Raw genomic sequence first — 23,846 nt, forward strand, 5'->3', positions numbered from 1 at the left:
ATATGTTATTGGTGCAATTGACACTGCGTCATTTTTCAATACACTAAATGCAAAAATTCCCACATTTTGGTAGGGAGGAAATTTTGGGTAAGCCAAATAATCATAGTGACATAGTTTTTAGAACTGTGACTGATTTAAATGCCTCTGCTATGTCACAGGTTGCGGCATCATGGCGTCGTTCTGCCCTTACGCATGGGCTTGATCCGTCGCGCTATCGCAACCAAACGCTTGTCGGGAATTCGCAGCTTGCTATTGAAAAATCGCGCAATGAGAAACTTTTGTGGATCGCGCGACCAATAATAGATTCTATGTTTAATGCAGTTGGTCAAAGTGGTTGTTGTGTGGCTCTAACCAATAAACATGGGCTTGTACTTGAAAGTCGTTGCCATAGTGGCGATACACGTGATTTTGAGGATGCAAGGCTTATCCCAGGTGCTGATTGGAATGAGGCAAGCGAAGGCACAAATGGAATCGGCACCTGTATTGTTGAGCAAAGACCGATAACTATCTATAAAAATCAGCATTTCTATTCAAAAAATATTGATATGAGTTGTATCGATGCGCCGGTACGCGATCATCGCGGTAATCTTGTTGCGGCATTAGATATTTCTACATGTCGAACAGACCACAATGAAATGTTGGTTTCAATGCTTTCATCAATTGTTATTGATGCGGCGCGAAAAATTGAATCATCGTATTTTCATCATAGCTATAATAATGCGCGAATCGTTCAGGCAAATGACGATTTGTTGGGTGCGCCGGCGCTTTTGGCGATTGATGGTGATGATTTGGTCATTGGCGCAACACGTGCGGCACGCAAAATATTTGGTCTTACTGATGAAATGCTTGCCAACCCACTTCCCGCATCTGATTTATTTGGCGGGGAGAAATATGATGGCGAATTACAGAGTGCAGAAAAATCGGCAATGCGTCGCGCCCTTGCCCGCTCTAAAGGCAATGTAAAAGAGGCGGCAAAAACACTTGGAATTGGTCGCGCAACCTTCTACCGCAGAATGAAAAAGCTTGGTTTGCATTAATTAAAATATGTAATTTTGCGGTTTGCTGCGAATTTTTATTCCAATATTTGTATCGCTTTTGGTGGTTTTGTCTCAACAATGAGACATATTTAAAACTTAGATTCTCAATACCGTATTTTAAATTTATTTTCTGATGGTTATTCTAATCCTCAAGTTCGCACAAAAATTATACAAGTGTGAATATAAAGGGAGTGATAATCATGACAATTAATATGACCCCGCCATTCCAGGCGAGATATGATAACTTTATCAACGGTAAATTTGTTCCACCAAAAGCAGGCAAATATTTTGACAATGTGACGCCAATCACAGGTAAAGTAATTTGTCAGTGTGCGCGCTCTGATGCCGATGATATTAATGCTGCACTAGATGCGGCACATGCGGCAAAAGACGCATGGGGTAAAACATCTGCGGCGGAACGTTCGCTTATGTTAAACAGAATTGCCGATGTAATGGCGGAAAATCTTGAAAAAATCGCCACTGCAGAAACTTGGGACAATGGTAAGCCAATCCGTGAGACTATGGCTGCTGATATTCCGCTTGCGATTGACCATTTCCGTTATTTCGCATCTGTAATTCGTGCTGAATCTGGCTCAGTTGAAGAGATTGACCATGATACTGTTGCCTACCACTTCCGCGAACCATTGGGCGTTGTCGGCCAAATTATTCCTTGGAACTTCCCAATTTTGATGGCGGTTTGGAAATTGGCACCAGCGTTAGCAGCCGGTAACTGTGTAGTTCTTAAACCAGCAGAACAGACACCTGCATCTATTATGGTTCTTATTGAACTTATTGCCGATATTTTGCCACCAGGCGTTATTAACGTTGTGAATGGTTTTGGTCTTGAAGCAGGTAAACCACTTGCATCATCACCACGTATCGCAAAAATTGCATTTACTGGCGAAACCACAACTGGTCGCTTGATTATGCAATATGCTTCTGAAAATCTAATTCCTGTAACCTTGGAATTGGGTGGCAAGTCGCCAAATATTTTCTTTGCCGATGTTGCAGAAGCAGACGATGCATTCTTCGATAAAGCAATTGAAGGCTTTGTACTATTTGCATTGAACCAAGGCGAAGTTTGCACCTGCCCATCACGCGCGCTTATTCATGAATCAATTTATGACAAGTTCATGGAAAGAGCACTTGCACGTGTTGCCGCGATTAAACAAGGTAACCCACTTGATCCATCAACCATGATTGGTGCTCAAGCATCTTCAGAGCAGAAAGAAAAAATTGCTTCTTATCTTGATATTGGTAAGCAAGAAGGTGCGGAATGCCTAATCGGTGGTGAAGTTGCTGATTTGGGTGGCGAATTATCTGGTGGTTATTATATTAAACCAACCGTATTCAAAGGCCATAACAAGATGCGTATTTTCCAAGAAGAAATTTTTGGACCTGTGGTGTCGGTTACAACCTTTAAAGACGATGCCGAAGCATTGGCAATTGCAAACGATACGCTATATGGCCTCGGCGCCGGTGTTTGGTCACGTGATGCAAATACATGCTACCGCTTTGGTCGCGCAATTCAAGCGGGTCGTGTTTGGACAAATTGCTATCACGCATATCCTGCTGGCGCTGCATTCGGCGGTTATAAACAATCTGGTATTGGTCGTGAAAATCATAAAATGATGCTTGACCACTACTCACAAACTAAGAATTTGTTGGTTAGCTATAATCCAAATAAACTTGGTTTTTTCTAAGATTTGTAAGAGCCCCTAAATCTCAGTTTAGGGGCTTTTGCATTTACGGCTCTAATTAGCATTCATACTATTTTAGAGCCATGTTTAACCCTAGCAACTGTCCCGAGATTAATAGTTTCGGGACCTTTCTGGGGCAACGGCATAAAAAATATTTTCTGGGGTTACTAATTCTATCAGGGATAAATATAAAACTTGAAAAACCTAAAGGAAAACAAATATGACCGCTACTTTCTTTATACCAAATGTTAACATAATGGGTTCGGGTGCAGTTGCCGAGGCAATAGCATCAATAAAGCCATATAATTTTAAAAAAGCACTAATCGTAACCGACGCAGTTTTGAATAAATTGGGTGTTGTTGCAGGCGTTCAAAAAACTATGTCTGATAATGGCATGGATTCTGTTGTATTTGATGGTGCGCAACCAAATCCAACGGTTGGCAACGTTGAAGCCGGCCTTAAACTTCTCAAAGATAATAATTGCGATTTCGTAGTTTCTTTGGGCGGTGGTTCGCCGCATGATTGCGCAAAAGGCATTGCCCTTGTTGCTGCAAATGGTGGTAGCATCAAAGATTATGAAGGCGTTGATCAATCACCAAAACCTCAATTGCCATTGGTTGCAATTAATACAACTGCTGGTACAGCGTCGGAAATGACACGTTTCTGCATCATTACTGATGAAGAACGTCATGTTAAAATGGCAATTGTTGACCGCCATACAACCCCTATTCTATCTGTAAATGACCCTGATTTGATGGTCGGAATGCCAAAAGGTCTAACTGCGGCAACTGGTATGGATGCTTTAACACATGCGATTGAGGCATATGTTTCAACTGCTGCTACACCAATTACTGATGCATGCGCGTTAAAAGCGATGGAGCTTATTTCTGGAAACCTTCGTGCGGCCGTTGAAAATGGTAAAGATATGACAGCGCGTGAAGCAATGGCATATGCAGAGTTTCTTGCAGGTATGGCATTTAACAATGCTTCATTGGGCTATGTCCATGCTATGGCGCACCAATTGGGCGGCTTCTATGACTTACCACACGGCGTTTGTAATGCGGTTTTATTGCCACATGTTGAAGAGTTCAACTCAAGTGTTTCTGCGGCGCGTCTAAAAGACTGTGCGAAAGCAATGGGCGTAGATGTAACTGGTCTTTCTGATGAAGATGGCGCAAAGGCGTGTATTACAGCAATTAAAACACTTTCAAAAGATATCGGCATCCCAGCGGGGCTTGCAGAACTCGGAATGAAAGATGAAGATGTGACCACTTTGTCTGAAAATGCTCTTAAGGACGCTTGTGGTTTGACCAACCCTCGCCCAGCTTCATTGACTGAGATTGAGGCTATTTTCCGCGCCGCCGCCTAATTTAAAACATAAAATAATATCAAATTAGGGGCTGGGTCAAAAATGGCACAGCCCCTTTTTGTATCAAGGGAGAAAAAAATGAAAAATATAAATGAAAGCGTGAAAAGGGTTTTGGCAACCGATGCCGCACGTGAATTAATTGAAGAAATCAAGATTGACCATCCCGAAATAATATTTCATCAATCCGGTGGTTGTTGCGATGGATCAAGCCCGATGTGCTATCCGAAAAATGATTTCAGAATCGGTGATTCAGATGTCCTTTTAGGGGATATTGATGGGGTTCCGGTTTATATTTCAGGTCCGCAATATGAGGTTTGGAAGCACACACAGTTGATATTGGATGTTGTTCCTGGGCGTGGCGGCATGTTCTCGCTTGATAATGGCCGTGAAAAGAGGTTTTTAACACGCTCACGAATTTTTGATGATAAAGAGTTAGCGGAACTAGGTATAGAAAAACCAGATGGCAATATAATTTCCTGTGCTATATAGAGATTATGGAAATAATTGTTACCGAAGCGAAAATAAACTCATCCCCAGCCCGTGAATTAATTTCTGAATTGTCTGCCATATTAAAAGAAATAAGCGGCGACAGTGGGAGTGATAATTTCCAAGATTTCGATAATCGAAATCCAAGGAATTTATTCTTGTTGGCAAATTATAATTCAACCCCTGTTGGCTGCGTAGCACTTCGCGAGGTTGATTTTGAAACCTGCGAACTAAAGCGGATGTATGCGCGCCATAAAGGCGCTGGGACGCGCCTATTAGAGGAATTTGAGGCGCGGGCATTATTGCTTGGGTTTAATCGCATTATTCTCTCTACAAGGCGTTTAAACGTGAAAGCCATTGCCTTTTATAAACGCAATGGCTTCGATGAGATTGAACCTTATGGTGTTTACAAATTACGTTCGCCGGAAATATCAATCTGTATGGCAAAAGAGATTTAAGGCAGCTTTGCGCTATCCATCACTGCAATTGCATTCTTAAGATTTGAATTATAATAATGTTCTTTGGGTGCAAGATAAATAATATAATAATTTTTATTGTCTTTGGTTACAGCTTGCGCCAGCCCGTTTATATCCAATCCATCATTATTACGCATATTAAGTTCAAAGCGGATACCTTTTTGCCCCGAAATTGTAACTGGTTTAGGTGACTTGTAATTTACTTTCTTAAAGTCAACTTCACCTAAGGATCTTGTTACGTAATCCATTTGCTCGGTTAAAGACATGTTATCGTTTGGCCTAGGGGCAATATGGTTCTTAGTGTCTCCATTTTGGCCAACAAATAGCGGGTCATTCACGGTCAAGCCTTGGGAAATATAAAGACGATTAAGCAGGACACCATCAATTGTTAACAATTTTGCCTTTGATTTTTGATGGTTGAAAACTGCTGTTGCATCGTTCCAATCACGATCAAGTGTAACTTCTAGGTTGTTATCGCCAACTTTATAAATACCACTTGGCGCAAGTATGACACTTGGACCGCAGCCAATTAATAAAAATCCTGTAATTGTCAAAGTAGAGATAATGCGAAAACTTTTTACCATAATATACCCCTTTAACTGGCTTTATTTTGAACTTGGTTAGTATTCTTTGATAAGGTAGAAATTAAATCTTCAATAATCCAATTATCTTCAGCATTGGGATTTAAATTCAAATATTTCTTGTATGCTTCGATTGCTAAAGAATTTTTTTCCAGCTTTCGATAAACATCACCAAGTTGACGTTGCGTTTCCAATGGTGCATCCGGATATTTTGACGCTTCGATATATGAACCCGCAGCTGCGTCCAAATTCTTTCCTTGAAGTTTTAGCGCTTCTGCTTGATAAAAATTTAGAAGTCCCAGATCTTGATCGTCTTTTTTCATACGATTTATGATAAACAGAGTTTGCCCAAAATCTTGCCGCCTTAAATCATCTTTTAGCCATTCACCAATATACGGTCTTATTTTACTGCGATATGCAATTCGTGCAGATTTTTGCTTAGCATCGTCATACTCTTTTGCAATATTTCCAGATTTTTGGTTATAAGTTTCAAGATTTATAATTCTCTCACTTTCAAGTGGGTGGGAGCCAAAAATATTTATTCTCGTAGGACGATTTCTAACCCTTTGATAATCAGATGCTGCAGTTTCATCTAAAAGATTTTTCCAAATATTTTCACCTGCTTTTGGATTATAGCCAGAAGAAACGGCATAATAATCGCCGTATATATCTGCCCTCTCCTCCATATCACGTGTATATCCCATGAATGACGCCATTGTTCCTAGATAAACAATGTTTACAAGGCTTTGGCCAAGGTTGCTAATGTCTTGTGCTGAACCAATACTTGATGCATTGCCCGCTGCGGCAATAGTTGCAGCCGTTAATACTAATGATGCCGCAAGTGCAAGTTGCTGCTTCTCTTTTAAGTTTTCATATGCAGTAATTGAGTGTGAATGAAGATAATGCCCTGCCTCATGGCCTAGAACAAATGCGACTTCATCTTCGGTTTCTGCACGTAATAATAAACCAGTCCAGATTTCTGTATAACCATTTGGCGCCATTGAGGCATTAAAAAATGGCCTTTCCATTACGTAAACACGAATGTCAGATTTATAATCCGGTAACATGTGTTGTAGCAAATCTGTTGTATAGCTTTCTAATTCTTTATGGTGTGTTCTTTCACCAGATGTTTTTGCTTGAACTTCAGCTTTGTGGGATTCAACCCAAAAGCCCTCTTCTAGTGACTTTTCTTTAGGTTTAATGCCTGGTGCACGAGTTGGAGGATCTTTTGAAAGATCGACACCAGCTTGTTTGGCAGCATTAACATCTTGGGCATAGGCAAAACAAGGAATATTAATTAATAAACCAGTCGCGATTGTATAAGCGATAAACTTTTTATGGTTATTTTTCATGCTAATCGCCTAAAAAGGAAGTTCTTTGAACAGTTTTTCAATCTCTGCCTTGGCGCCTTCTTCGGTTCTTATATCGGTGCCAAAAGATACAACATCATATTTGTACCAAACAACTTTCCCATCTTTTAGATCTACAAGAGATGCGCGAACATCTTGGCCACCCATTGGAATTGATCCACCGACCAACATTGCGGTAACCAATAATGCTTTACGACCGCCAGACGAATATGAACCTTTTGTAGTTATGAATAACGCATATTTTTGGCCATTTTCCGATTTTAAATCATCTGGCACAAGTTTTTGCGCACCTTCCCCAATTGTCCAATCAAAATCGGTTTTAGTAGGCAGTTTTGCCATAGGAAAAGAATTTAGTTGGATTGAATCTGTAACCGCGTCATTTAGCTTTACTATTTGAAGCGCATCAGAATCATCGGTGTCAGAAATATCAAGTGCGATAAATTTATATTTTTTTTCTGTAATATATTCATTTGCAGCTTTTGTAAGTGCTTGTTTAGCGTTTTTTGACCATTCTACTTTAGGGTCCAAGTTTCCAGTTGCCGTCAATTCGCTAAGGCTTGCCTCGGTTGAATTAATTACAAACGTACCATCGGCGGGCTTTTCAATTTTGACATATGTTTTTGGCGTTTCTGCGATTGCATGAGTGGCAAATGAACTAGTGAAAATAAAAGCCAAAAAAAATTTAACATAAAAATTTCTCAATATCGCCTCCATGATATTAATCATGACATTACAAATATTTTAGATTGAGGCAATGGTTATTAAAACTAATTTATGTAAAAATATATTCAAATGCAGTTTCGAAGCTGTAAAGTTGAATTTGTTAGTATTTATGGCAGTTAAGTGTTATTCAATTTTATTGCTTGGTAAGTTTTGCAAAAAAAAAGCAGGTTCGAAAACCTGCTGTTCTTAAATGGTCGGGGAGACAGGATTCGAACCTGCGACCCACTGGTCCCAAACCAGTTGCGCTACCAAGCTGCGCTACTCCCCGACGTGAGGCCCGAAATCGGACTTGCGGCTTCTATATAAATTTTTCCAACAATACAATAAGCCAATGCAATTTGTTTGCATAAAAATGCACCTGTTTTACAGTAAGTCTAATGATGCTGGCTGCTAAAAATTGGAAAATCTACTTTTTGACCAGCCGTAATATTTTGTTTTTTGGCTTCGCCCCCTTTGATTTCAAGAACTGCAAGAATCGGTTCGCCTGAATCGATTGGTGTTAAATCCTGTGGCTTGGCATTTGCGGCAACTCTCGCAATCGTTCCATCTTGACGAATGAATATGATATCAAGGTAAACAAGAGTGTTTTTCATCCAAAATGAAGCATATTTAGGGGTTTTGAAGTCAAAAATCATTCCTTCATTAGCAAGAACAATTCTGCGCCACATCATACCTATTTCGCGTGATTCAGGTGTATCGGCGACTTCAACAACAAAAGTTCTTTTACCTTTTGGGGTGTTTATTGTTAATGGTGCACGTTTTAAACCAGTTTGAGGGCCTGCTTCTGTATCGGCGAATTGCGCCATAACTTTATTATAACTAAGCCCTGCGCCACCAATCGCCAATATAATCATAAAGATTATGGCAAACTTACCTTTTAAAAGTTTCTGCATTTTATATCCTGTTTGATTTTATCGGATATTATACGTGTTTTGTTGAACGTAAAATGAATTTTATCATTTTACGTTCAATGTTAGTGCCCACTCGGCATTTCACCGCCCATGCCACCCTTTGGTTTTGGCGATAACCAGACCGTGCATGCCGCAAAGAGTGTAATAAGCCCAAGCGCAAAGAATGTTTGGTTAGTGGCAATCATTACGGCTTCTGGCATTAGATGCTGGCTATAATTTAGTGCGGTCTCTAGTTGAGAATGTGATGCCGCTGCAACCTCGCCTGTTGGGTCAACGCTACTTGCCATTTCCGCATAATTACGTTTAATTGAATCGTCCCACACTGTTGTAACAACTGAGGTTGCAATTGCACCCGCCAAAGTACGTAAGAACGCCATTAAACCTGCGGCTGATTCCCGTTCCTCTGGGTTTACTGAGCTCAAGGCAAGTGTTGACAAAGGTACAAAGAATAACGGCATACCAAGGCCAAGGAATAGAATCGGGATTGATACGTTCCAATATGTCATGTTTGTTGCACCAAAAGAACGAACAATCGCAATAAAACCAAGCCAACAAACGCCAACAAATACTAATAAACGCGGGTCAAAACGTTTGCCATGTATCCCAACAAGTGGTGACATAACAACTGCAAGCACCCCACTCCAGGCGGTAGCCATGCCGGACCATGTGGATGTGTAGCCCATATATCCTTGAAGCCAGAGCGGATTTAATACGTTAATCCCAAAGAATGCTCCAAATGCAATCACCAGGGTTGTAACCGATGAAGTATATCCGGGATGTCTAAATACTTTTAAATCAACAATTGGATGCGGTTCAGTCATTTCCCATATCAAGAATGCAAAGAAGCCAACAATTGCAACAACAAATAAAATTCTAATTTCATCTGATGCAAACCAATCGTGCTGTTTGCCTTCATCGAGCATAATTTGAAGCGCACCAACCCAAAGTATCAGCAAGCCAAGCCCAATAAAATCAACCGACTTTTTAACCAGTGGCATTTCATAACGCTTAATTAAATTAAAAATGATTGGCGCACAAATCAACGCAATTGGTACGTTAATAAGAAACGCATAAGACCAATGGAAGTTATCGCACAACCATCCGCCAAGAATTGGACCTGCAACCGGTGCTGTAACGGTTGTCATTGCCCATAGTCCCATTGCTGCACCAACTTTTTCCCGAGGGAAGATACGCATAAGCAAAGTTTGCGCAAGCGGCATCATTGGCCCGCCGCTTAGACCTTGTAAAATACGCCCCAAAAGTAGCATTTCAAACGAAGTTGAAAGACCGCAAAACAAGCTGGTTAGACCAAATGCCAGCATCGCAAAGGTAAATACCCTTACTGAGCCAAAACGCATTGCAAGCCAACCTGTCAAAGGAACGGAAATCGCCTCTGCTACTGCATAGGATGTGATAATCCATGTACCTTGTGAGGTGGTTATACCAAGGCTGCCGGCAATTGTTGGAACGGCAACGTTGGTAATTGTCATATCAAGAACGGCTACAAAGTTTCCGATTGATAAAAGCACCGCTACTAGCCAAAGCATGCCGCCGCTTAGCTTTTTTTGTCCATTCTCTAAATATTCTGTGCCCATTATTTCTGCCTTAGATGCAGTTATTTGCTGGATTTGTCATTTGTTTTTGTATCGATTTTAACATCCATCGAAAGACCTATTTTCAACGGGTGCGCTTTTAGATCTTCTGGATTTATATCAATGCGAACTGGGAGGCGTTGCACAACTTTAATCCAGTTACCACTAGCGTTTTGTGGTGGGATAACTGAAAATGCTGCCCCGGTTCCACCTGCTATACCTGTTACTTTGCCATGGTATTTAACTTTATCGCCATAAAGATCCGATGTAACTTCAACGTTCTGGCCAATTTTAACGTTCTTAAGCTGGCTTTCTTTAAAGTTTGCGTCAATGTGAATTGTATCTACCGGTACAATTTCCATCAAAGCCATTCCTGCTTGTACTTTTTGACCGATTTGAACAGAACGTTTGGCAACAACACCTGAAATTGGTGCACGAATTTCTGTATCGTGCAAATCTTTTTCTGCTTGTTCAACCCTAGTTTTCGCAAGCATTACTTCAGGGTTATCATCAACACCGGCGTTGGCAAAGCTTGCGGCATTTGAAATTCTTGAACCTTCTGCGGCAACCTTATTTGCTTTTGCTTGTTCAATTTGTGCTTTGGCAAGGTTAAGGTTGGCAAGGGCGTTATCATATGCCGCTTTGGCATTTGTAAGCTCATCACCAGAAACCGCACCAGAACCAACAAGGTTTTGACGTCTTTGATATTCAATTTTTGCTTTTTCGAAGTCGTTATTGGCTTGTTCAAGACGTGCAGAGCTAGTTCTAATGTCTGCATCTCTTGCAAGAATTTGTGCGCCGAACTGTTTATCAGATGCCATTGCACCCGTGATTTTACGAACCGCCATGCCAAATTGTGCTTGTGCTTCACGAAGTGCAAGCATTTGGTCCGATGAACCAAGTGTAGCGATTAGGTCACCTTTATTTACATATTGGGTATCTTTTACCAACAATTGTTCAATGGTGCCGTTAATCACAGGCGTTATTTGTGCCGTTTCCGCAGCGGCATAAGCATTATCAGTCTCAACATAGCGAGAACCGAATAATTTTTCATAGCTAATAAAGCCGATTATGCCGGCGCCAACTATCAAGGCAAGAATCGCAAATCCTTTTGCCCTCGCCTTTGTGTTTGGTTTTTCTTCTTCTGCAATTTCTGCATTATTTGGATTTGGGTTGTTTTGTTGTTCGCTCATATTTTTATTCTCATTGTGAAGTATATTGATAACCGCCGCCCAAAGCTTTAATCAATGCGATTTCAAGATTTAGGTTAGCATCCATAAGATTGTTCAAATTAATGGTATTATTAATGATTTGGGTTTTAAGGTTCAGAACCTCTAATTTAGTGCCAATTCCGCCTTTATAGCGTTTTTGCGCAACTTCATAAGCCGTATTAAGGCTTGCGATTTGCGCTTTTGAATTGTTGATTTGGGTATCGAGTGCTGCAAAGTTTACGGCAACCCTGTCCACCTCACCCATGGCATCAAGAACTTTTTGATTATAATTTGCTACTGAAAGATTATAATCTGCTTGTGCACCATAATATTGTGAATCGAGTGCGGCCTGCGCAAATAGAGGTAAGCTTATTGCCGGGCCAACCTGTCCAATCAATGAACCATTATCAAATAACTTGCTTAGGCTAAATGATTGTAGGCCCACACTGCCACTAAGTGAAATGTTTGGATAATATTGCGCCTTTTGGGTTTTGATATTTTCGGCCTTTGCCTCAACATCAAGCCTTGCCGCAACGATATCTGCACGATGGCCAATAATGTCAAGCGTAAGGTTAGCAGGTATTTTATAACCGAACATTGGTGTTATTGATGGGCGTTTAATTTCACTTGCTACCTGCTGCCCTACCCCAACTAGTGCCGCAATCGCACTTTTTTCAAGAGCGATATTTTCATCTAATTTGTTTATTTGCAATTTAATAGCATGGATATTGGCATCGGCTTGCGCCGCAGTCCCTTTGTTATCCAAGCCATTTTTATATCTTAATTCCATCAATGATGAATATTCACTGGTGGTAGCCAATAATTGCTCAGCCAAATCTCTTTGATTGTATAGGTTTTGTAATTTTGCATATTCAGCCAAAATTGCACTTGCAAGGTTTACCTTTGCATATTCTTTTTCTGCGCCAGCCGCATCAAGTTGCAACACGGCAGAATTAAACATTGCCTTGTTTTTTCCCCACAAATCGAGATCTTTTTTAATACCAACGGTCATCTGCCCATAGTCTTTGAAACCACGTGGTGCAAAGTCGCCCATGATATAATTGTACGATTGTTTTTGAAAAAATGCTGTGCCGTCCGCAGAGCCATTTAATCCCGCAATTGCGTCAACCGCCTTGGCGTATTGTAATGCTTGTTCAATCCGCGCTTCAGCAACTTCCAAAGATGGTGATTTAGCAAGTGCGCGATAAATTAAACTCTGTAATTGTTGGTCGGGATATTTTGACCACCAATATTCCTTTGGCCACGATGCCGCAATCTGTGCATTTTTTGTATTAATCGCCATTTGGGAGGAATCAATTGGCGATCTTGTGATTTTTGTTTTTGGAACTGATGCGCAAGAAACCACCCCCAATGATATAATTGGAAGCAGAATATATTTTAATGCCATTCTCATGTTGTTGTCTTTATTGTAAAAATTTTGTGCCATTGACATATGGAGTATTTTTCTATATCTAAACTGTACCGTTTGGTTTATCTATATTTATATCAAACAAGTTTGTCAAGCATAACTAAACCAATTGGTACATTTTAATCAGGAGCTGCGAATTGCGCATTAAAAGTGAGGAAAGAAAACAAAAAATTCTTGAGGTTGCGGCAAAGATATTTGCCAAACATGGCTTCGATAATACTTCTATTTCCGATATCACGGCAAAAGTCGGTGGCTCTAAGGCAACTATATATAACTATTTCCGTTCAAAAGAAGAAATATTTGTATGTGCGACTGAAAAATTTGCGGATGAGCATAAGCTAAATATTTGTAATTCCCTCAAAGATTCCGATAAACCGATTGAAGAAAGTCTGTTTGATTTTTCTTCAACTTTGCTGCGCTTTTTGATAAGAAAAGAAATCATCGCCGCAAAACGCATGATCTATTCGCCGACGACACCAAAAGACGTTGCAAATTTCTTTTATAATGAAGGCCCGCGCAATACACGCCTATTGCTTACAGGCTATTTTGATAACCAAGTCAAAAAAGGCGTTCTAAAGCAGTGTGATACAGAAGTATTGGCAAGGCAGCTTACGGCACTTTTGGTTTATCCATTTCACGAAAAACTTATGCTGCAAGTTGATTTAAATCCAAGCGATAGTGAAATTGACAATCACATAAAAGATACAATCGATCTTTTATTATGCTTTTACAAAGCATAATTATTTCAAAGCACTGTTAAGAATTGCTGCAAGTCTAACGCCGGCTTTTTGTAGTTGTTGTTCGGCAACCGGGTCTGCTGCCTTGTCATAATCTTTGGCAAGTTCAATAGGCGTATTTTTATTTTCAGTGGCACAAGTTGGAAGTTTATCTACATTAAGTTTGTAGCCAACATCTTTTGCCAATTTGAAACTTTCTGCGGCCCAATCTCTGGTATAGCCTTTTACCCATTCAGCGTAATTTGTATGTTCTGTACGTTTTGCAAGAATATAGCCGTAATCTTCGGGGCGTAGAGTGTTTTCAAGGTTCCTGACCAATTGTCCGTCCCAATAAGAATGAAGTGTAGTTGGGAATGATGAATGGTCGGATTTAACCCATACACAATTACCGCCATGATCGTTGTCGTCAACAGCATGGAATGGTTGGTGCATATCGCCAACAAAATGGACTATAAATTTAAGCGCAAATACTTTTTCTTCTTTTGTTGTATCTGGATTTTTTAGTTCATTAGTGAATTGTTCAATTTTATTCACAACACAATCATTTGCTGGTGCGCCAACGCTTGCTACACCATCTAATTTAGGGGCGTATGGGCATATCTTTGCCTCGGCATCAAGAATGGCTTCATCCGTTTCTGTGGTGGCAAGTGGTGTATCAATAAAATGCCATTCACGTGTGCCTTTATATGCCGCGCCATCAGGACGACCAGCATCACGATACTTGTCCGCCCATGGTGCGATATCAACGAAATTATTATCTGTTAGAGTATCCTTGTTATTCTCAAGTATTGCTTTTGCCTGTGCCTTTGCCGCCGGCGTCATAAAGTTCCACGCTATAGTGGCAACGATTTTGTGACCGTCATCGCCCCATGCAAGTGCTTGAGAAGATTGAAATACTAGCGGAAGGATAAAAAGAGGCAGAATTTTTTTCATAACCCACTAATAGCGGGCATGTTATGATATTTCAAACCAAAATATGATTAAAAATATGCAAGAAACAGATGCTTATCTGTTTTATATAAATTGCAAATTATATGAGAGTGAAGTGGCAGTCCCTACGGGAGTCGAACCCGTCTTTCCTGATTGAAAATCAGATGTCCTAACCGATAGACGAAGGGACCGCATCAATTTTGCGAGGTGTCTCGCGTGTCGAGGTGCGCTCTATAAACAACAGATTTTAAAAGCGCAAGCACTTAATCTGCAACAAATCCACTTATTGCATCAATTATTTCAGTATCAACTGAATTTTGCCCCCTCCATTCGTCTTTTTTTACCTTTATGATTAGGCTGCAATTGCGTTGCTGTTCAATAATATCGCCCAATAATGTGCCATGCGCACCGAAACATACGGACTTTTGCACCTTACCTGCGCCATCTGTAAAAAATACACGCAAATGACCGCCATTCATCAACTGACTAGATGTAATTTTTGCATTTGGCACACAAAAAATGGGTTCTTCCCATCCCTGCCCAAAAGGTGCAAGGCGTTCAAGAGCATTTATGGTATCCATATTTATAGAATCGGTTGCGATTAACGCATCAATGCGATGGTTTTTATCCATTTCATCAATATTTGAAAAATCACTGATTCTATTCTCTAAATATTCTTGCAAGATTTGGATTTTGTGGCCTTCAATAGCAAGGCCAGCCGCCATTTTATGCCCACCACCTGAAATCAAGATGCCGTCATCAACCGCGGCCTTGATGATTCCACCAAGATTAATGCCAGAAACCGAGCGCCCAGAACCTTTTAATATTATATCGCCTTCATTAGCAGTGCCAAGAATTATCACAGGCTTATTAAAGCGTTCTTTTAATCTCCCCGCGACAATACCAATTATACCAGGGTGCCATCCTTCTTTGCCGACCACAATTATTGGGGCATTTTGCAGGCTGTTTGACTTTTCAACCATTTGTACGGCTTCATCAATAATTGCCTGTTCAATGGCTCTTCGCTCGGAGTTTAATAAATCAAGTTCTTGGGCGATTCTTTTGGCTTTGTTTTCATCGGTTGCATTGAGAAGTGAAACCGCAAGCGTAGAATCACCAATACGACCGCCGGCATTAAGGCGTGGCCCTAAGACCCAAGCAGCTGCATAGACATTTCCAGATTTTTTTAGTCCCGCAACATCTGATAAAATTTTTAGTCCAATTCGGCGCTTTTGCCCAAGGATTTTTTGACCCTGTGCAACAAATACACGATTCAAATCGGTTAAAGGTGCAACATCACAAATTGTTCCCAATGCCACCAAATCTAGTAGTTCTAATGCTGCAAAGTTGCTTTGTCCCCCATCCTCTTTCCACGCGCGATTAAGGGCAATAACCGCCATAAAGCAGACCCCCGCAGCAGTAAGATTGCCAAGCCCAGAATTATCACCCTCTTGGTTTGGGTTTACAATCGCGATTGCTGGTGGTGCTTCGCCAAGCATAAGGTGGTGGTCAAAAACCACAACATCAAGCCCAATTGCTTGTGCCTCTTTGAGTGCATCATGTGCCGCAGCACCACAATCGAGCGTCAATAATAATTCGGTTCCTGTTTCCTTAATGGAACGCATTAATTGTGGGCTTGGTCCATAGCCATCCTTGATGCGATCGGGAATGAATATATTGGTTGAATAGCTAATTGCATCGAACCACGCGCTGATAATTGCCGCCGATGTTGCACCATCAACATCGTAATCGGCGAAAATTGTAATTCGCTTCTTTGCTTTTATGGCGCTTGTGATTGCCATAACTGCAATATCCATATTCTTTAGAACTAAAGGATCCGGAAGTTGCGTTTTTACACGTGGTTCAAGCAAATTGGGAACTTGCGCAGGCGTAATACCGCGCTGTGCCACAATGCGTGCCTCAAGTGCGTTAAGACCAGTACGCATTAAATCACTAAATAGCGCCTCATCTGGCTCAGAGATAATCCATTTTCGATTCTTTGCGCTTAATGGAAATTCTTTTGCCAAATTTACCTCTTATTTTGGATAGCGCAGGCTTTTTACGATACGCGTGATTTTACGTTCTGAATTAAGACTAAGAGTTTTTGTTACAATAGCGCCACCAACGTGACGAATACCATTTAGCAAAAGCCCGTGTGTAACACCGCACGCGGCAAATACTACGTCATCCCTTACCAAATCTTCGGTATGATAAATTTTATCGATTTCTGCCAAATCAGAAGATTTTGCTTTTAAAATATCATCCTGATTACGTACAAGAAACTTACCCATAAACTGTCCGCCGACGCAATGTAGTGCCGCAGCAGCCAGAACGCCCTCTGGTGCACCGCCAACCCCCATATAAAGGTCAATATCGGTTTCAGGATCGGTCGTGAATAAGACGCCCGCCACATCGCCATCGGAAATAAGGAAAACTTTTGCACCGACTTCGCGTAGTGCAGAAATTAAATTTGCATGACGCGGGCGGTCAAGCACGCAAACGCCAACCTGATTGGGGTGAACACCTTTGTGTTCAGCTATTGCCAGAACATTTTCTTGGGGCGTTTTATCAAAGCCAACGATATTTTTTGGATAATTTGGACCAATAGCAATTTTATCCATATAAACATCTGGCGCTTTGAACAGACCGCCTTTGGGTGAAATAGCAATAACCGAAAGCGCATTATGTTGCGCCTTTGCGGCAAGTGCGGTTCCTTCTAGGGCATCAAGCGCAACATCATATTCTTTGCCACCATTTGCCCCAATATTCTCACCGTTATATAGCATTTCAGCTTCAAATTCATCGCCTTCGCCAACGACGATTTGCCCACGAAACGCCATGCCAGATAAAACTTCGTGCATTGCCGAAATGGCAACTTTATCTGCACTTAGTTCATCACCAGAACCGACATAATTTGATGCCGCAATCGCGGCATGTTCAACGGCGCCAATAATGCCAGATTCAACCTCAAAAGAAAATTTATATGGCATATTATTACTCAAAAATTGGCATAATTAATGGTTTTTCGACAAATTCACTAAAATTAGAGAGTTCATCGAGCGCGGCATGTAGTGTTGATTCATCACATTTTTGTGTAGTCAAAATGATTGCAACACTTGCATTTGGACGCGGCGGTTTTTGCAAGAAGCTTTCGATAGAGACTTGATGACGAGCCAATGTATCAGAAATTTTCGCAATAACGCCCGGCTTGTCTTCAACGCTGAAACGAACATAAAATTTAGAGCTTAGACCCAAATCCGTTGCAAATCTTACTTCTTCACCTGTTGCAGAAGAGCCGGTAAATACCGGACGCTTAGCTTCAAAATATAAATCAAGCAAATCAGATGCAACAGCAGATGCGGTTGGTCCCGCCCCTGCACCAGAACCAATAAAGGTCAAAGTTCCAACAGGGTCAGCCTCAATTAAAACGGCATTGGTTGCGCCGTCAACTTGTGCTATTGGGTTGGAATGCGCAACTAAGCTAGGACGAACTGATTGGCGAACAACGCCATTTTCATAAATTGAACTTGCAATCAATTTTACCGCATATCCAAGGAATTTTGCGCTTTCAAGATCTACTGGTTCAATTTCCTCAATGCCTTCGAGAGTAATATTTTTAAAATCGGGCGCACCACTATATGCTATGGCAGATAAAATCACCAATTTATGACCGGCATCACCGCCATTGATGTCAAGTGTGGGGTCTGCTTCTGCAAGGCCAAGCCGTTGCGCATCTTTTAAAACATCCGCAAATTGACGACCTGTTTTATCCATTTCAGTTAGGATATAATTAGAAGTGCCGTTCATAACACCCATGATTTTTTTGATTTTATTGGCCGCCAACCCTTCACGAAGTGCTTTTACAACTGGAATACCACCGGCAACCGCAGCCTCATAACGGATTTCCGCATTATTATCGGCAGCAAGTTTTGCCAGCGCTACACCATTTTCGGCAAGCATCGCTTTGTTTGCGGTTACCACATGCTTGCCAGCTTTTAATGCGGTTTCAACAGCAACTTTTGCGGGGCCATCTGCGCCCCCCATAAGTTCAACCAAAACATCCAAGTCACTTAGTTTAGCAAGCTCAACTGGGTCATCAAACCAAGGAATATTGGAAATATCAACTGGGCGCTTACGGCTTTTATTGCGCGCACTTACACCAACAATTTCAACAGCTTTTGACAAAGGGCCGTTTCCGAATGCTATCTCAAGCAAACCTGCACCAACGGTTCCCAAACCAACTACACCTATCTTCAACGGTTTCATGATTAACCTATTCACTAAATAATTTTTTTATAGAACGTGCGGCTTGTCTTATCCGCTGCTCATTTTCAACTAATGCAATACGCACATATTCATCGCCATATTCGCCGAAACCTGCGCCTGGGGCAACTGCAATCGCCGCTTTTTCCAACAATAATTTAGAAAATTCAACAGAACGCATAGCGCGGTATTTTTCTGGGATTTTTGTCCATGCAAACATTGATGCCTCTGGTTTTTCAATATCCCATCCTGCGTTAGCAAAAGATTCAATCAAAACATCACGGCGTTTTTTATAAATATTGCGCATTTCGGTAACGCACTCTTGTGGCCCATTAAGTGCCGCCGTTGCCGCCACCTGAATTGGCGTATATGCACCATAATCAAGGTATGATTTTACGCGTGCCAAAGCCGCCAAAATCTTTTCATTTCCCAAAGCAAAACCAACACGGAAGCCCGCCATTGAGTAAGTTTTAGAGAGCGTGGTGATTTCAACCGTATTATCCATCGCCCCTTCAACTTGAAGAATTGAAGGGGTTGGCTTGTTTTCGTCAAAATAAATTTCAGAATAAGCCATGTCAGAAATGATTATTAAATCATGTTTCTTGCCAATACGAAGCGCTTCTTTATAGAAATCCAAATCAACAACTTGTGCAGTTGGGTTTGATGGATAGCATAAAATCATGGCAATTGGCGGCGGTACGCTATGGCGTACAGCACGTTCAATGCCAGCAAGATATTGTTCTGGAGTATGTGCTTCGATATGGCGAATGACGCCACCAGCCATAATAAAGCCAAATGCATGAATTGGGTAAGATGGGTTTGGTGCAATTACAACATCACCGGGGGCACAAATTGCTTGTGCAAGGTTTGCGAAGCCCTCTTTTGAACCTAGTGTCGATACAACTTGTGTATCTGGATTCAATTTGACGCCAAAACGACGGTCATAATAACCAGCAATTGCTTTACGAAGCCCTGGAATACCTTTTGATGCCGAATAACGATTGGTTCTTGGCTTGTTTGCATTTTCACATAATTTATCAATGATATGTTGTGGAACCGGTAGATCCGGATTTCCCATACCAAAGTCAATAATATCAACCCCTTCATTACGAAGTTTAGCTTTAACTTTGTTTACTTCTTCAAAAACATAAGGTGGAAGACGTTTAATTTTATAAAATTCCTCACGCATTTTGCGTGTATCCTTTCGAATATGATTAATTTAAAGATTCATGATTATTTAGTAGGTGAATTTGTCATTGCCCGCAGACGGGCCGCCCATGCGTTAACATCTTCCTGTGGTGCAGGGCTTGTTTTCGGGTTGTTATTCATCTGATCAAGTTTTGACATACCCCAGCTTTCATCAGGCGTGTTAGGGTGTCCATCATCAGAATTAGGATTATTTGTAACAATCAACAATTTCTTATCCATTGTTGAAGATAGCTCAGACCATTGTTTTTCTGTTTTTAAATTTGTTGGTACTGGTGGAATTTTGGTAAGGTCAGGATAGCCTTTGTCTTTTGCATTTTGCACAGCCGCTTCAATGTTTTTATCAAGGTTTGAAACCGGCGAATTATCAACAATAGCACAAGAGCAAAGCACCATAAGTGCAGCCGGTAATATCACCATATTCAAAATAGGTTTCCGGAATTTATTTCTTGGCTTTTCCATTGCTTGCATATTCTTTTTATAGATAGTTTTGCAGAAAATTCCACAAAAATTAAATAGACAAAAATACTAAACAATGTCTATTGTTCTTATTGGCGTAATTATGCAAGATACTAAATGAAATAAAAAGCAAAAAATATTCATTTGTAACAAATTTGTAAGTTACTAATGAATTTGGGGAGCGGGAAAATGGTCATTAAAAATGACAAGGCTGGGCGAAAGTCATCTGCTGGTGCAAATAAAAAAGCAGACACTAATAGTCAGAATGAAACCGCATCAAAAGAAAATTTGCATACTTTAATTGCCAAACAGACACTTGAAGATATTGAAAAACTATCAGAAAACTTGCGCTTTGCCGCAGTTACTGGAAGCAAAATTGGTTCATCAATTGCCGGAATGACCAAGGATTATTTTGAAAAACATCCAAAAATGGATCCATTGGGTCTTGCGCCATATACCGCTGAGGTAACTAGTAAAATTGCATCAAAACCTGAACAAATTCTCGATGCCCAACAAAAATTATGGAACGGCTATGCCGAAATTTGGGCTGATATGGTCAAAAACGGCTTTAATGACAATCCAGTTGAGGATAAAAGGTTTAATAGTCCGGAATGGCAATCAAATATAATGTTTGATATGCTGCGCAGGACGTATTTACATACTTCAAATTGGCTGCTTGATCTTGTTAATAGCGTTGATGATGTTGACGATTTGACTAAACGTAAAGCCAGTTTCTTCACCCAGCAAATGGCAAATGCATTTTCGCCCGCAAACTTCCTTTTGACCAATCCGGTTGCATTAAAAGAAATGTATTTATCGCAAGGCGAAAGTGTGGTCCGCGGCATGACTAATATGCTTGCCGATTTTCAACGTGGTAACGGGCAATTATCGCTAAGCCAAACTGATTTGGATGCATTTCAACTTGGTAAAAATATTGCAATTACCCCCGGTAAAGTCGTTTATCGTGGTAAGGTTTTCGAATTAATTCAATATAGCCCAACCACAGAAAAAATTTTTGAAATCCCATTATTATTTTTTCCGCCCTGGATAAATAAATATTACGTTCTTGATTTGCGTGAAGATAATTCAATGATTAAGTGGCTGGTTGCGCAAGGATTTACTGTTTTTGTGGTTTCATGGGTTAATCCTACTGCTGAACTAGCTGAGTTTGGCTTTGAGGAATATGTTGATCACGGAGTTTTAGAGGCAATTAACGCTGTTCAGTCTGCAACAAAATCAAAGAAAATCAATTGCGTTGGCTATTGTATTGGTGGGACATTGTTGGCCACAGCCGCTGCTTATATGGCGCAAGTTGGCGATGATAGAATAAATAGTGTTACCTTTTTTGCCTCACAACAAGATTTCATTGAATCTGGCGATTTGAAAATATTTACCGATGATGCGGCGTATAAATTTATTGCCGATGAGATTGAATATGGCGGTGGCGTCCTTGATGCCAAGGTTATGACAGATACATTTAATTATTTGCGTTCGAACGATTTGATATGGTCCTTTGTAATAAATAATTATTTAATGGGCAAAACTCCAAAACCTTTTGACCTTTTGTATTGGAATTCTGATCAGACTAGAATGCCAAAAGCATTGCATCTTTTCTATCTTGATAAATTCTATCGCAATAATGATTTTGCCGAAGGTAGATTGTTAATTCACGGAAAAAAACTTGACCTAAAAGATGTTAATTTTCCAGTTTATATGCAGGCGTCAAAAGAAGATCATATCGCCCCCTATCGTTCAATATTCCGCGGGGCCAAATTATTTGGCGGCGAAGTTCGCATGATTTTGGCTGGTTCAGGTCATATTGCTGGTGTGGTAAATCATCCAGATGCCAATAAATACCAACATTGGCTTCCTAAAGACGGTGCGGTTATTCCAAATAATGTTGATGATTGGTTCAACTCTCTTACCGAACACAAAGGTTCGTGGTGGAATGATTGGAAAAGGTGGTTGGGTACGCATTCTGGCAAGAAGGTAAAGCCAAGAAAACCAGGCGATGGTGGACTTGAAATTATCTGTGATGCGCCGGGTACATATGTCCTTATGAAATAAATTTAATAACTTACTTATTCTCTTGCTTTTAAAGCATTATTGAGCAATAGCGCACAAATGGACGTTCAAAACCAATCTAAAGCAAAAATCGGCGGTTTTTTATTTGTTTTTCTAACAGTTGCCTTGGATATGTTGGCAATTGGGGTGATTATACCTGTATTGCCAAAAATTGTTAAAGAATTTGCCGGCGGCGATATTGAAAATGCTGCCCGTGTCACTGGTATTTATGCAACTGGTGCGGCAATTGGTATGTTTTTGTCTATGCCAGTTATTGGTGCATTATCAGACAGGTTCGGCCGCAAACCAATATTTCTCGCCTCCAATTTTGGACAGGCAATTGCATTGGTAATTGGTGCCTTATCGCCTAACCTTATTATATTATTTCTTTCACGACTTTTGGCTGGTGTAATGTCATCATCCGTTTCAACGGCTTACGCTTATATTGCTGATACAACTGAGCCTTCAAAAAGAAGTGTTAAGTTTGGTATTTTGGGTGTTGCCTTTGGGCTAGGTTTTATTATTGGCCCTGCAATGGGGGGCATATTGGGTGAGCATGATTTACGCCTACCATTTTGGATATCTGCGTTTATCGCGACCGTGAATGGTTTATTCTGCTTGCTATTTGTCAAAGAATCCCTTGCGCTTGATAAAAGACGTGATTTCCATTGGAAAAATGCAAACCCAATTGCAACCTTTGCATTCTTTAAAGAAAACAAAAAAATCGAAGGTTTTGTACTTGCAAAAATGTTCAATGATTTGGCGCAAGTCGTGTTCATGTCAACATTTGTGCTTTATGCTGATTATCGCTTTGGTTGGCATACGCAAAATACAGGTGCGTTTTTGGCAGCAACAGGCGTTGCAACCATGATTGTGCAAGGCGGGCTTATAAAAAGAATTATCAAGGCAATGGGCGAAAAAAAGGCAATGTTTCTTGGCTTAAGCGCTGGCGTGATTTCATTTTTTATTTATGGCATTGCCCCCTCACCTTTATGGCTTTATATTTCTATTCCGATTGGTGCTTTTTGGGGGCTTAATAATGCCGCATTACAGGCATTTGTAACCAGTAAGATTGATCCGCATGAACAAGGAAGGCTTCAAGGTTCTTTGTCTTCATTAACTGCATTGGTTGGTGTTTTTGGACCTTTTATCTTTAGCCAAATTTTCGCTTACTTCATTTCACCGAATGCGATTTTTATTCTTCCTGGTGCTGCATTCTTCTTTGCAGGATTTTTGGTTGCAATTTCATTATTCATAACGTTTAAAATTACTAAAAATGAGCCAGACAGGGTTCATTAAACC

At 40.6% G+C, this 23,846-nt stretch carries 20 protein-coding genes, 2 tRNA genes and 1 pseudogene; 8 read left to right on the forward strand and 15 right to left on the reverse strand.

Annotation, left to right across the window (positions count from 1 at the left end):
- Window positions 1-83 precede the first annotated feature (83 nt).
- From KXV15_RS07335 to KXV15_RS07355, 5 genes are all read left to right on the forward strand, one after another.
- Window positions 84-1,037, forward strand: coding sequence for a helix-turn-helix domain-containing protein (locus tag KXV15_RS07335; RefSeq protein WP_240007523.1), 954 nt, complete (start codon window positions 84-86; stop codon window positions 1,035-1,037).
- Window positions 1,038-1,237: 200 nt separating this feature from the next.
- Window positions 1,238-2,740 carry an aldehyde dehydrogenase gene (gene adh, locus KXV15_RS07340; RefSeq protein ID WP_240007524.1) on the forward strand — a complete coding sequence of 501 codons (1,503 nt, stop codon included), beginning with the start codon at window positions 1,238-1,240 and terminating at the stop codon, window positions 2,738-2,740.
- 217 nt (window positions 2,741-2,957) lie between these two features.
- A complete protein-coding gene (yiaY, locus tag KXV15_RS07345; protein ID WP_240007525.1) occupies window positions 2,958-4,106 on the forward strand; it encodes an L-threonine dehydrogenase in 1,149 nt (382 codons plus the stop codon).
- Between the two features lie 78 nt (window positions 4,107-4,184).
- Entirely contained in the window at window positions 4,185-4,595 is a 411-nt protein-coding gene (locus tag KXV15_RS07350) for a DUF779 domain-containing protein (RefSeq protein ID WP_240007526.1), read from the forward strand.
- Between the two features lie 5 nt (window positions 4,596-4,600).
- A complete protein-coding gene (locus KXV15_RS07355) occupies window positions 4,601-5,050 on the forward strand; it encodes a GNAT family N-acetyltransferase (RefSeq protein ID WP_240007527.1) in 450 nt (149 codons plus the stop codon).
- Here the strand turns inward: KXV15_RS07355 and KXV15_RS07360 are convergent.
- From KXV15_RS07360 to KXV15_RS07395, 8 genes are all read right to left on the reverse strand, one after another.
- Window positions 5,047-5,652 carry a hypothetical protein gene (locus KXV15_RS07360; protein ID WP_240007528.1) on the reverse strand — a complete coding sequence of 202 codons (606 nt, stop codon included), beginning with the start codon at window positions 5,650-5,652 and terminating at the stop codon, window positions 5,047-5,049. The two genes, KXV15_RS07355 and KXV15_RS07360, sit on opposite strands and share 4 nt — an antisense overlap.
- 11 nt (window positions 5,653-5,663) lie before the next feature.
- Window positions 5,664-7,001 (reverse strand): M48 family metallopeptidase, encoded by a 1,338-nt coding sequence (locus tag KXV15_RS07365; RefSeq protein ID WP_240007529.1) that lies wholly within the window; start codon window positions 6,999-7,001, stop codon window positions 5,664-5,666.
- A gap of 9 nt (window positions 7,002-7,010) precedes the next feature.
- Window positions 7,011-7,694, reverse strand: coding sequence for a hypothetical protein (locus tag KXV15_RS07370; protein WP_240007530.1), 684 nt, complete (start codon window positions 7,692-7,694; stop codon window positions 7,011-7,013).
- A gap of 239 nt (window positions 7,695-7,933) precedes the next feature.
- Window positions 7,934-8,010, reverse strand: a tRNA-Pro gene (locus tag KXV15_RS07375).
- A 106-nt stretch (window positions 8,011-8,116) separates the two neighbouring features.
- Window positions 8,117-8,635, reverse strand: coding sequence for a DUF192 domain-containing protein (locus KXV15_RS07380; RefSeq protein WP_240007531.1), 519 nt, complete (start codon window positions 8,633-8,635; stop codon window positions 8,117-8,119).
- A gap of 80 nt (window positions 8,636-8,715) precedes the next feature.
- Window positions 8,716-10,248, reverse strand: coding sequence for a DHA2 family efflux MFS transporter permease subunit (locus KXV15_RS07385; RefSeq protein ID WP_240007532.1), 1,533 nt, complete (start codon window positions 10,246-10,248; stop codon window positions 8,716-8,718).
- Between the two features lie 20 nt (window positions 10,249-10,268).
- Complete coding sequence (locus KXV15_RS07390; protein ID WP_240007533.1) at window positions 10,269-11,438, reverse strand: HlyD family secretion protein; 1,170 nt, start codon at window positions 11,436-11,438, stop codon at window positions 10,269-10,271.
- A 10-nt stretch (window positions 11,439-11,448) separates the two neighbouring features.
- Window positions 11,449-12,864, reverse strand: a complete 1,416-nt coding sequence (locus KXV15_RS07395) for an efflux transporter outer membrane subunit (protein ID WP_240007534.1) — start codon at window positions 12,862-12,864, stop codon at window positions 11,449-11,451.
- A 158-nt stretch (window positions 12,865-13,022) separates the two neighbouring features.
- Between KXV15_RS07395 and KXV15_RS07400 the strand changes: the two genes are divergently transcribed.
- A complete protein-coding gene (locus KXV15_RS07400; RefSeq protein WP_240007535.1) occupies window positions 13,023-13,625 on the forward strand; it encodes a TetR/AcrR family transcriptional regulator in 603 nt (200 codons plus the stop codon).
- On the opposite strand, the gene KXV15_RS07405 is transcribed toward KXV15_RS07400, so the two are convergent.
- From KXV15_RS07405 to KXV15_RS07435, 7 genes and pseudogenes are all read right to left on the reverse strand, one after another.
- A complete protein-coding gene (locus tag KXV15_RS07405) occupies window positions 13,626-14,555 on the reverse strand; it encodes a S1/P1 nuclease (protein ID WP_240007536.1) in 930 nt (309 codons plus the stop codon).
- Between the two features lie 113 nt (window positions 14,556-14,668).
- A tRNA-Glu gene (locus tag KXV15_RS07410) sits at window positions 14,669-14,743 on the reverse strand.
- A 72-nt stretch (window positions 14,744-14,815) separates the two neighbouring features.
- A pseudogene (recJ, locus tag KXV15_RS07415) lies at window positions 14,816-16,471 on the reverse strand (single-stranded-DNA-specific exonuclease RecJ); the annotation flags it as partial.
- 117 nt (window positions 16,472-16,588) lie between these two features.
- Window positions 16,589-17,542, reverse strand: coding sequence for a fructose-bisphosphatase class II family protein (locus KXV15_RS07420; RefSeq protein WP_240007538.1), 954 nt, complete (start codon window positions 17,540-17,542; stop codon window positions 16,589-16,591).
- A gap of 4 nt (window positions 17,543-17,546) precedes the next feature.
- Window positions 17,547-18,818 carry a homoserine dehydrogenase gene (locus KXV15_RS07425; RefSeq protein WP_240007539.1) on the reverse strand — a complete coding sequence of 424 codons (1,272 nt, stop codon included), beginning with the start codon at window positions 18,816-18,818 and terminating at the stop codon, window positions 17,547-17,549.
- A gap of 7 nt (window positions 18,819-18,825) precedes the next feature.
- Window positions 18,826-20,004 carry an LL-diaminopimelate aminotransferase gene (locus KXV15_RS07430; RefSeq protein ID WP_240007540.1) on the reverse strand — a complete coding sequence of 393 codons (1,179 nt, stop codon included), beginning with the start codon at window positions 20,002-20,004 and terminating at the stop codon, window positions 18,826-18,828.
- A 44-nt stretch (window positions 20,005-20,048) separates the two neighbouring features.
- Window positions 20,049-20,441, reverse strand: coding sequence for a hypothetical protein (locus tag KXV15_RS07435; RefSeq protein WP_240007541.1), 393 nt, complete (start codon window positions 20,439-20,441; stop codon window positions 20,049-20,051).
- A 228-nt stretch (window positions 20,442-20,669) separates the two neighbouring features.
- On the opposite strand from KXV15_RS07435, the gene phaC reads away from it, so the two are divergent.
- Together phaC and KXV15_RS07445 are read left to right on the forward strand one after the other, a co-directional pair.
- Complete coding sequence (phaC, locus tag KXV15_RS07440) at window positions 20,670-22,547, forward strand: class I poly(R)-hydroxyalkanoic acid synthase (protein WP_240007542.1); 1,878 nt, start codon at window positions 20,670-20,672, stop codon at window positions 22,545-22,547.
- Window positions 22,548-22,604: 57 nt separating this feature from the next.
- Window positions 22,605-23,843 carry an MFS transporter gene (locus KXV15_RS07445; protein WP_240007543.1) on the forward strand — a complete coding sequence of 413 codons (1,239 nt, stop codon included), beginning with the start codon at window positions 22,605-22,607 and terminating at the stop codon, window positions 23,841-23,843.
- Window positions 23,844-23,846 lie beyond the last annotated feature (3 nt).

The organism is Pseudaquidulcibacter saccharophilus (assembly GCF_019455445.1).
In the GTDB taxonomy this organism is placed as follows: Bacteria; Pseudomonadota; Alphaproteobacteria; order Caulobacterales; family Aquidulcibacteraceae; genus Pseudaquidulcibacter; species Pseudaquidulcibacter saccharophilus.

Excerpts from the sequence above, each read along its gene's own strand:
- adh (WP_240007524.1), top strand. The coding sequence starts at position 1,238 with ATGACAATTAATATGACCCCGCCATTCCAGGCGAGATATGATAACTTT.
- yiaY (WP_240007525.1), top strand. The coding sequence starts at position 2,958 with ATGACCGCTACTTTCTTTATACCAAATGTTAACATAATGGGTTCGGGT.
- KXV15_RS07350 (WP_240007526.1), top strand. The coding sequence starts at position 4,185 with ATGAAAAATATAAATGAAAGCGTGAAAAGGGTTTTGGCAACCGATGCC.
- KXV15_RS07355 (WP_240007527.1), top strand. The coding sequence starts at position 4,601 with ATGGAAATAATTGTTACCGAAGCGAAAATAAACTCATCCCCAGCCCGT.
- KXV15_RS07360 (WP_240007528.1), bottom strand. The coding sequence starts at position 5,652 with ATGGTAAAAAGTTTTCGCATTATCTCTACTTTGACAATTACAGGATTT.
- KXV15_RS07365 (WP_240007529.1), bottom strand. The coding sequence starts at position 7,001 with ATGAAAAATAACCATAAAAAGTTTATCGCTTATACAATCGCGACTGGT.
- KXV15_RS07380 (WP_240007531.1), bottom strand. The coding sequence starts at position 8,635 with ATGCAGAAACTTTTAAAAGGTAAGTTTGCCATAATCTTTATGATTATA.
- KXV15_RS07385 (WP_240007532.1), bottom strand. The coding sequence starts at position 10,248 with ATGGGCACAGAATATTTAGAGAATGGACAAAAAAAGCTAAGCGGCGGC.
- KXV15_RS07390 (WP_240007533.1), bottom strand. The coding sequence starts at position 11,438 with ATGAGCGAACAACAAAACAACCCAAATCCAAATAATGCAGAAATTGCA.
- KXV15_RS07395 (WP_240007534.1), bottom strand. The coding sequence starts at position 12,864 with ATGGCATTAAAATATATTCTGCTTCCAATTATATCATTGGGGGTGGTT.
- KXV15_RS07405 (WP_240007536.1), bottom strand. The coding sequence starts at position 14,555 with ATGAAAAAAATTCTGCCTCTTTTTATCCTTCCGCTAGTATTTCAATCT.
- KXV15_RS07420 (WP_240007538.1), bottom strand. The coding sequence starts at position 17,542 with ATGCCATATAAATTTTCTTTTGAGGTTGAATCTGGCATTATTGGCGCC.
- KXV15_RS07425 (WP_240007539.1), bottom strand. The coding sequence starts at position 18,818 with ATGAAACCGTTGAAGATAGGTGTAGTTGGTTTGGGAACCGTTGGTGCA.
- KXV15_RS07430 (WP_240007540.1), bottom strand. The coding sequence starts at position 20,004 with ATGCGTGAGGAATTTTATAAAATTAAACGTCTTCCACCTTATGTTTTT.
- KXV15_RS07435 (WP_240007541.1), bottom strand. The coding sequence starts at position 20,441 with ATGGTGATATTACCGGCTGCACTTATGGTGCTTTGCTCTTGTGCTATT.
- phaC (WP_240007542.1), top strand. The coding sequence starts at position 20,670 with ATGGTCATTAAAAATGACAAGGCTGGGCGAAAGTCATCTGCTGGTGCA.
- KXV15_RS07445 (WP_240007543.1), top strand. The coding sequence starts at position 22,605 with ATGGACGTTCAAAACCAATCTAAAGCAAAAATCGGCGGTTTTTTATTT.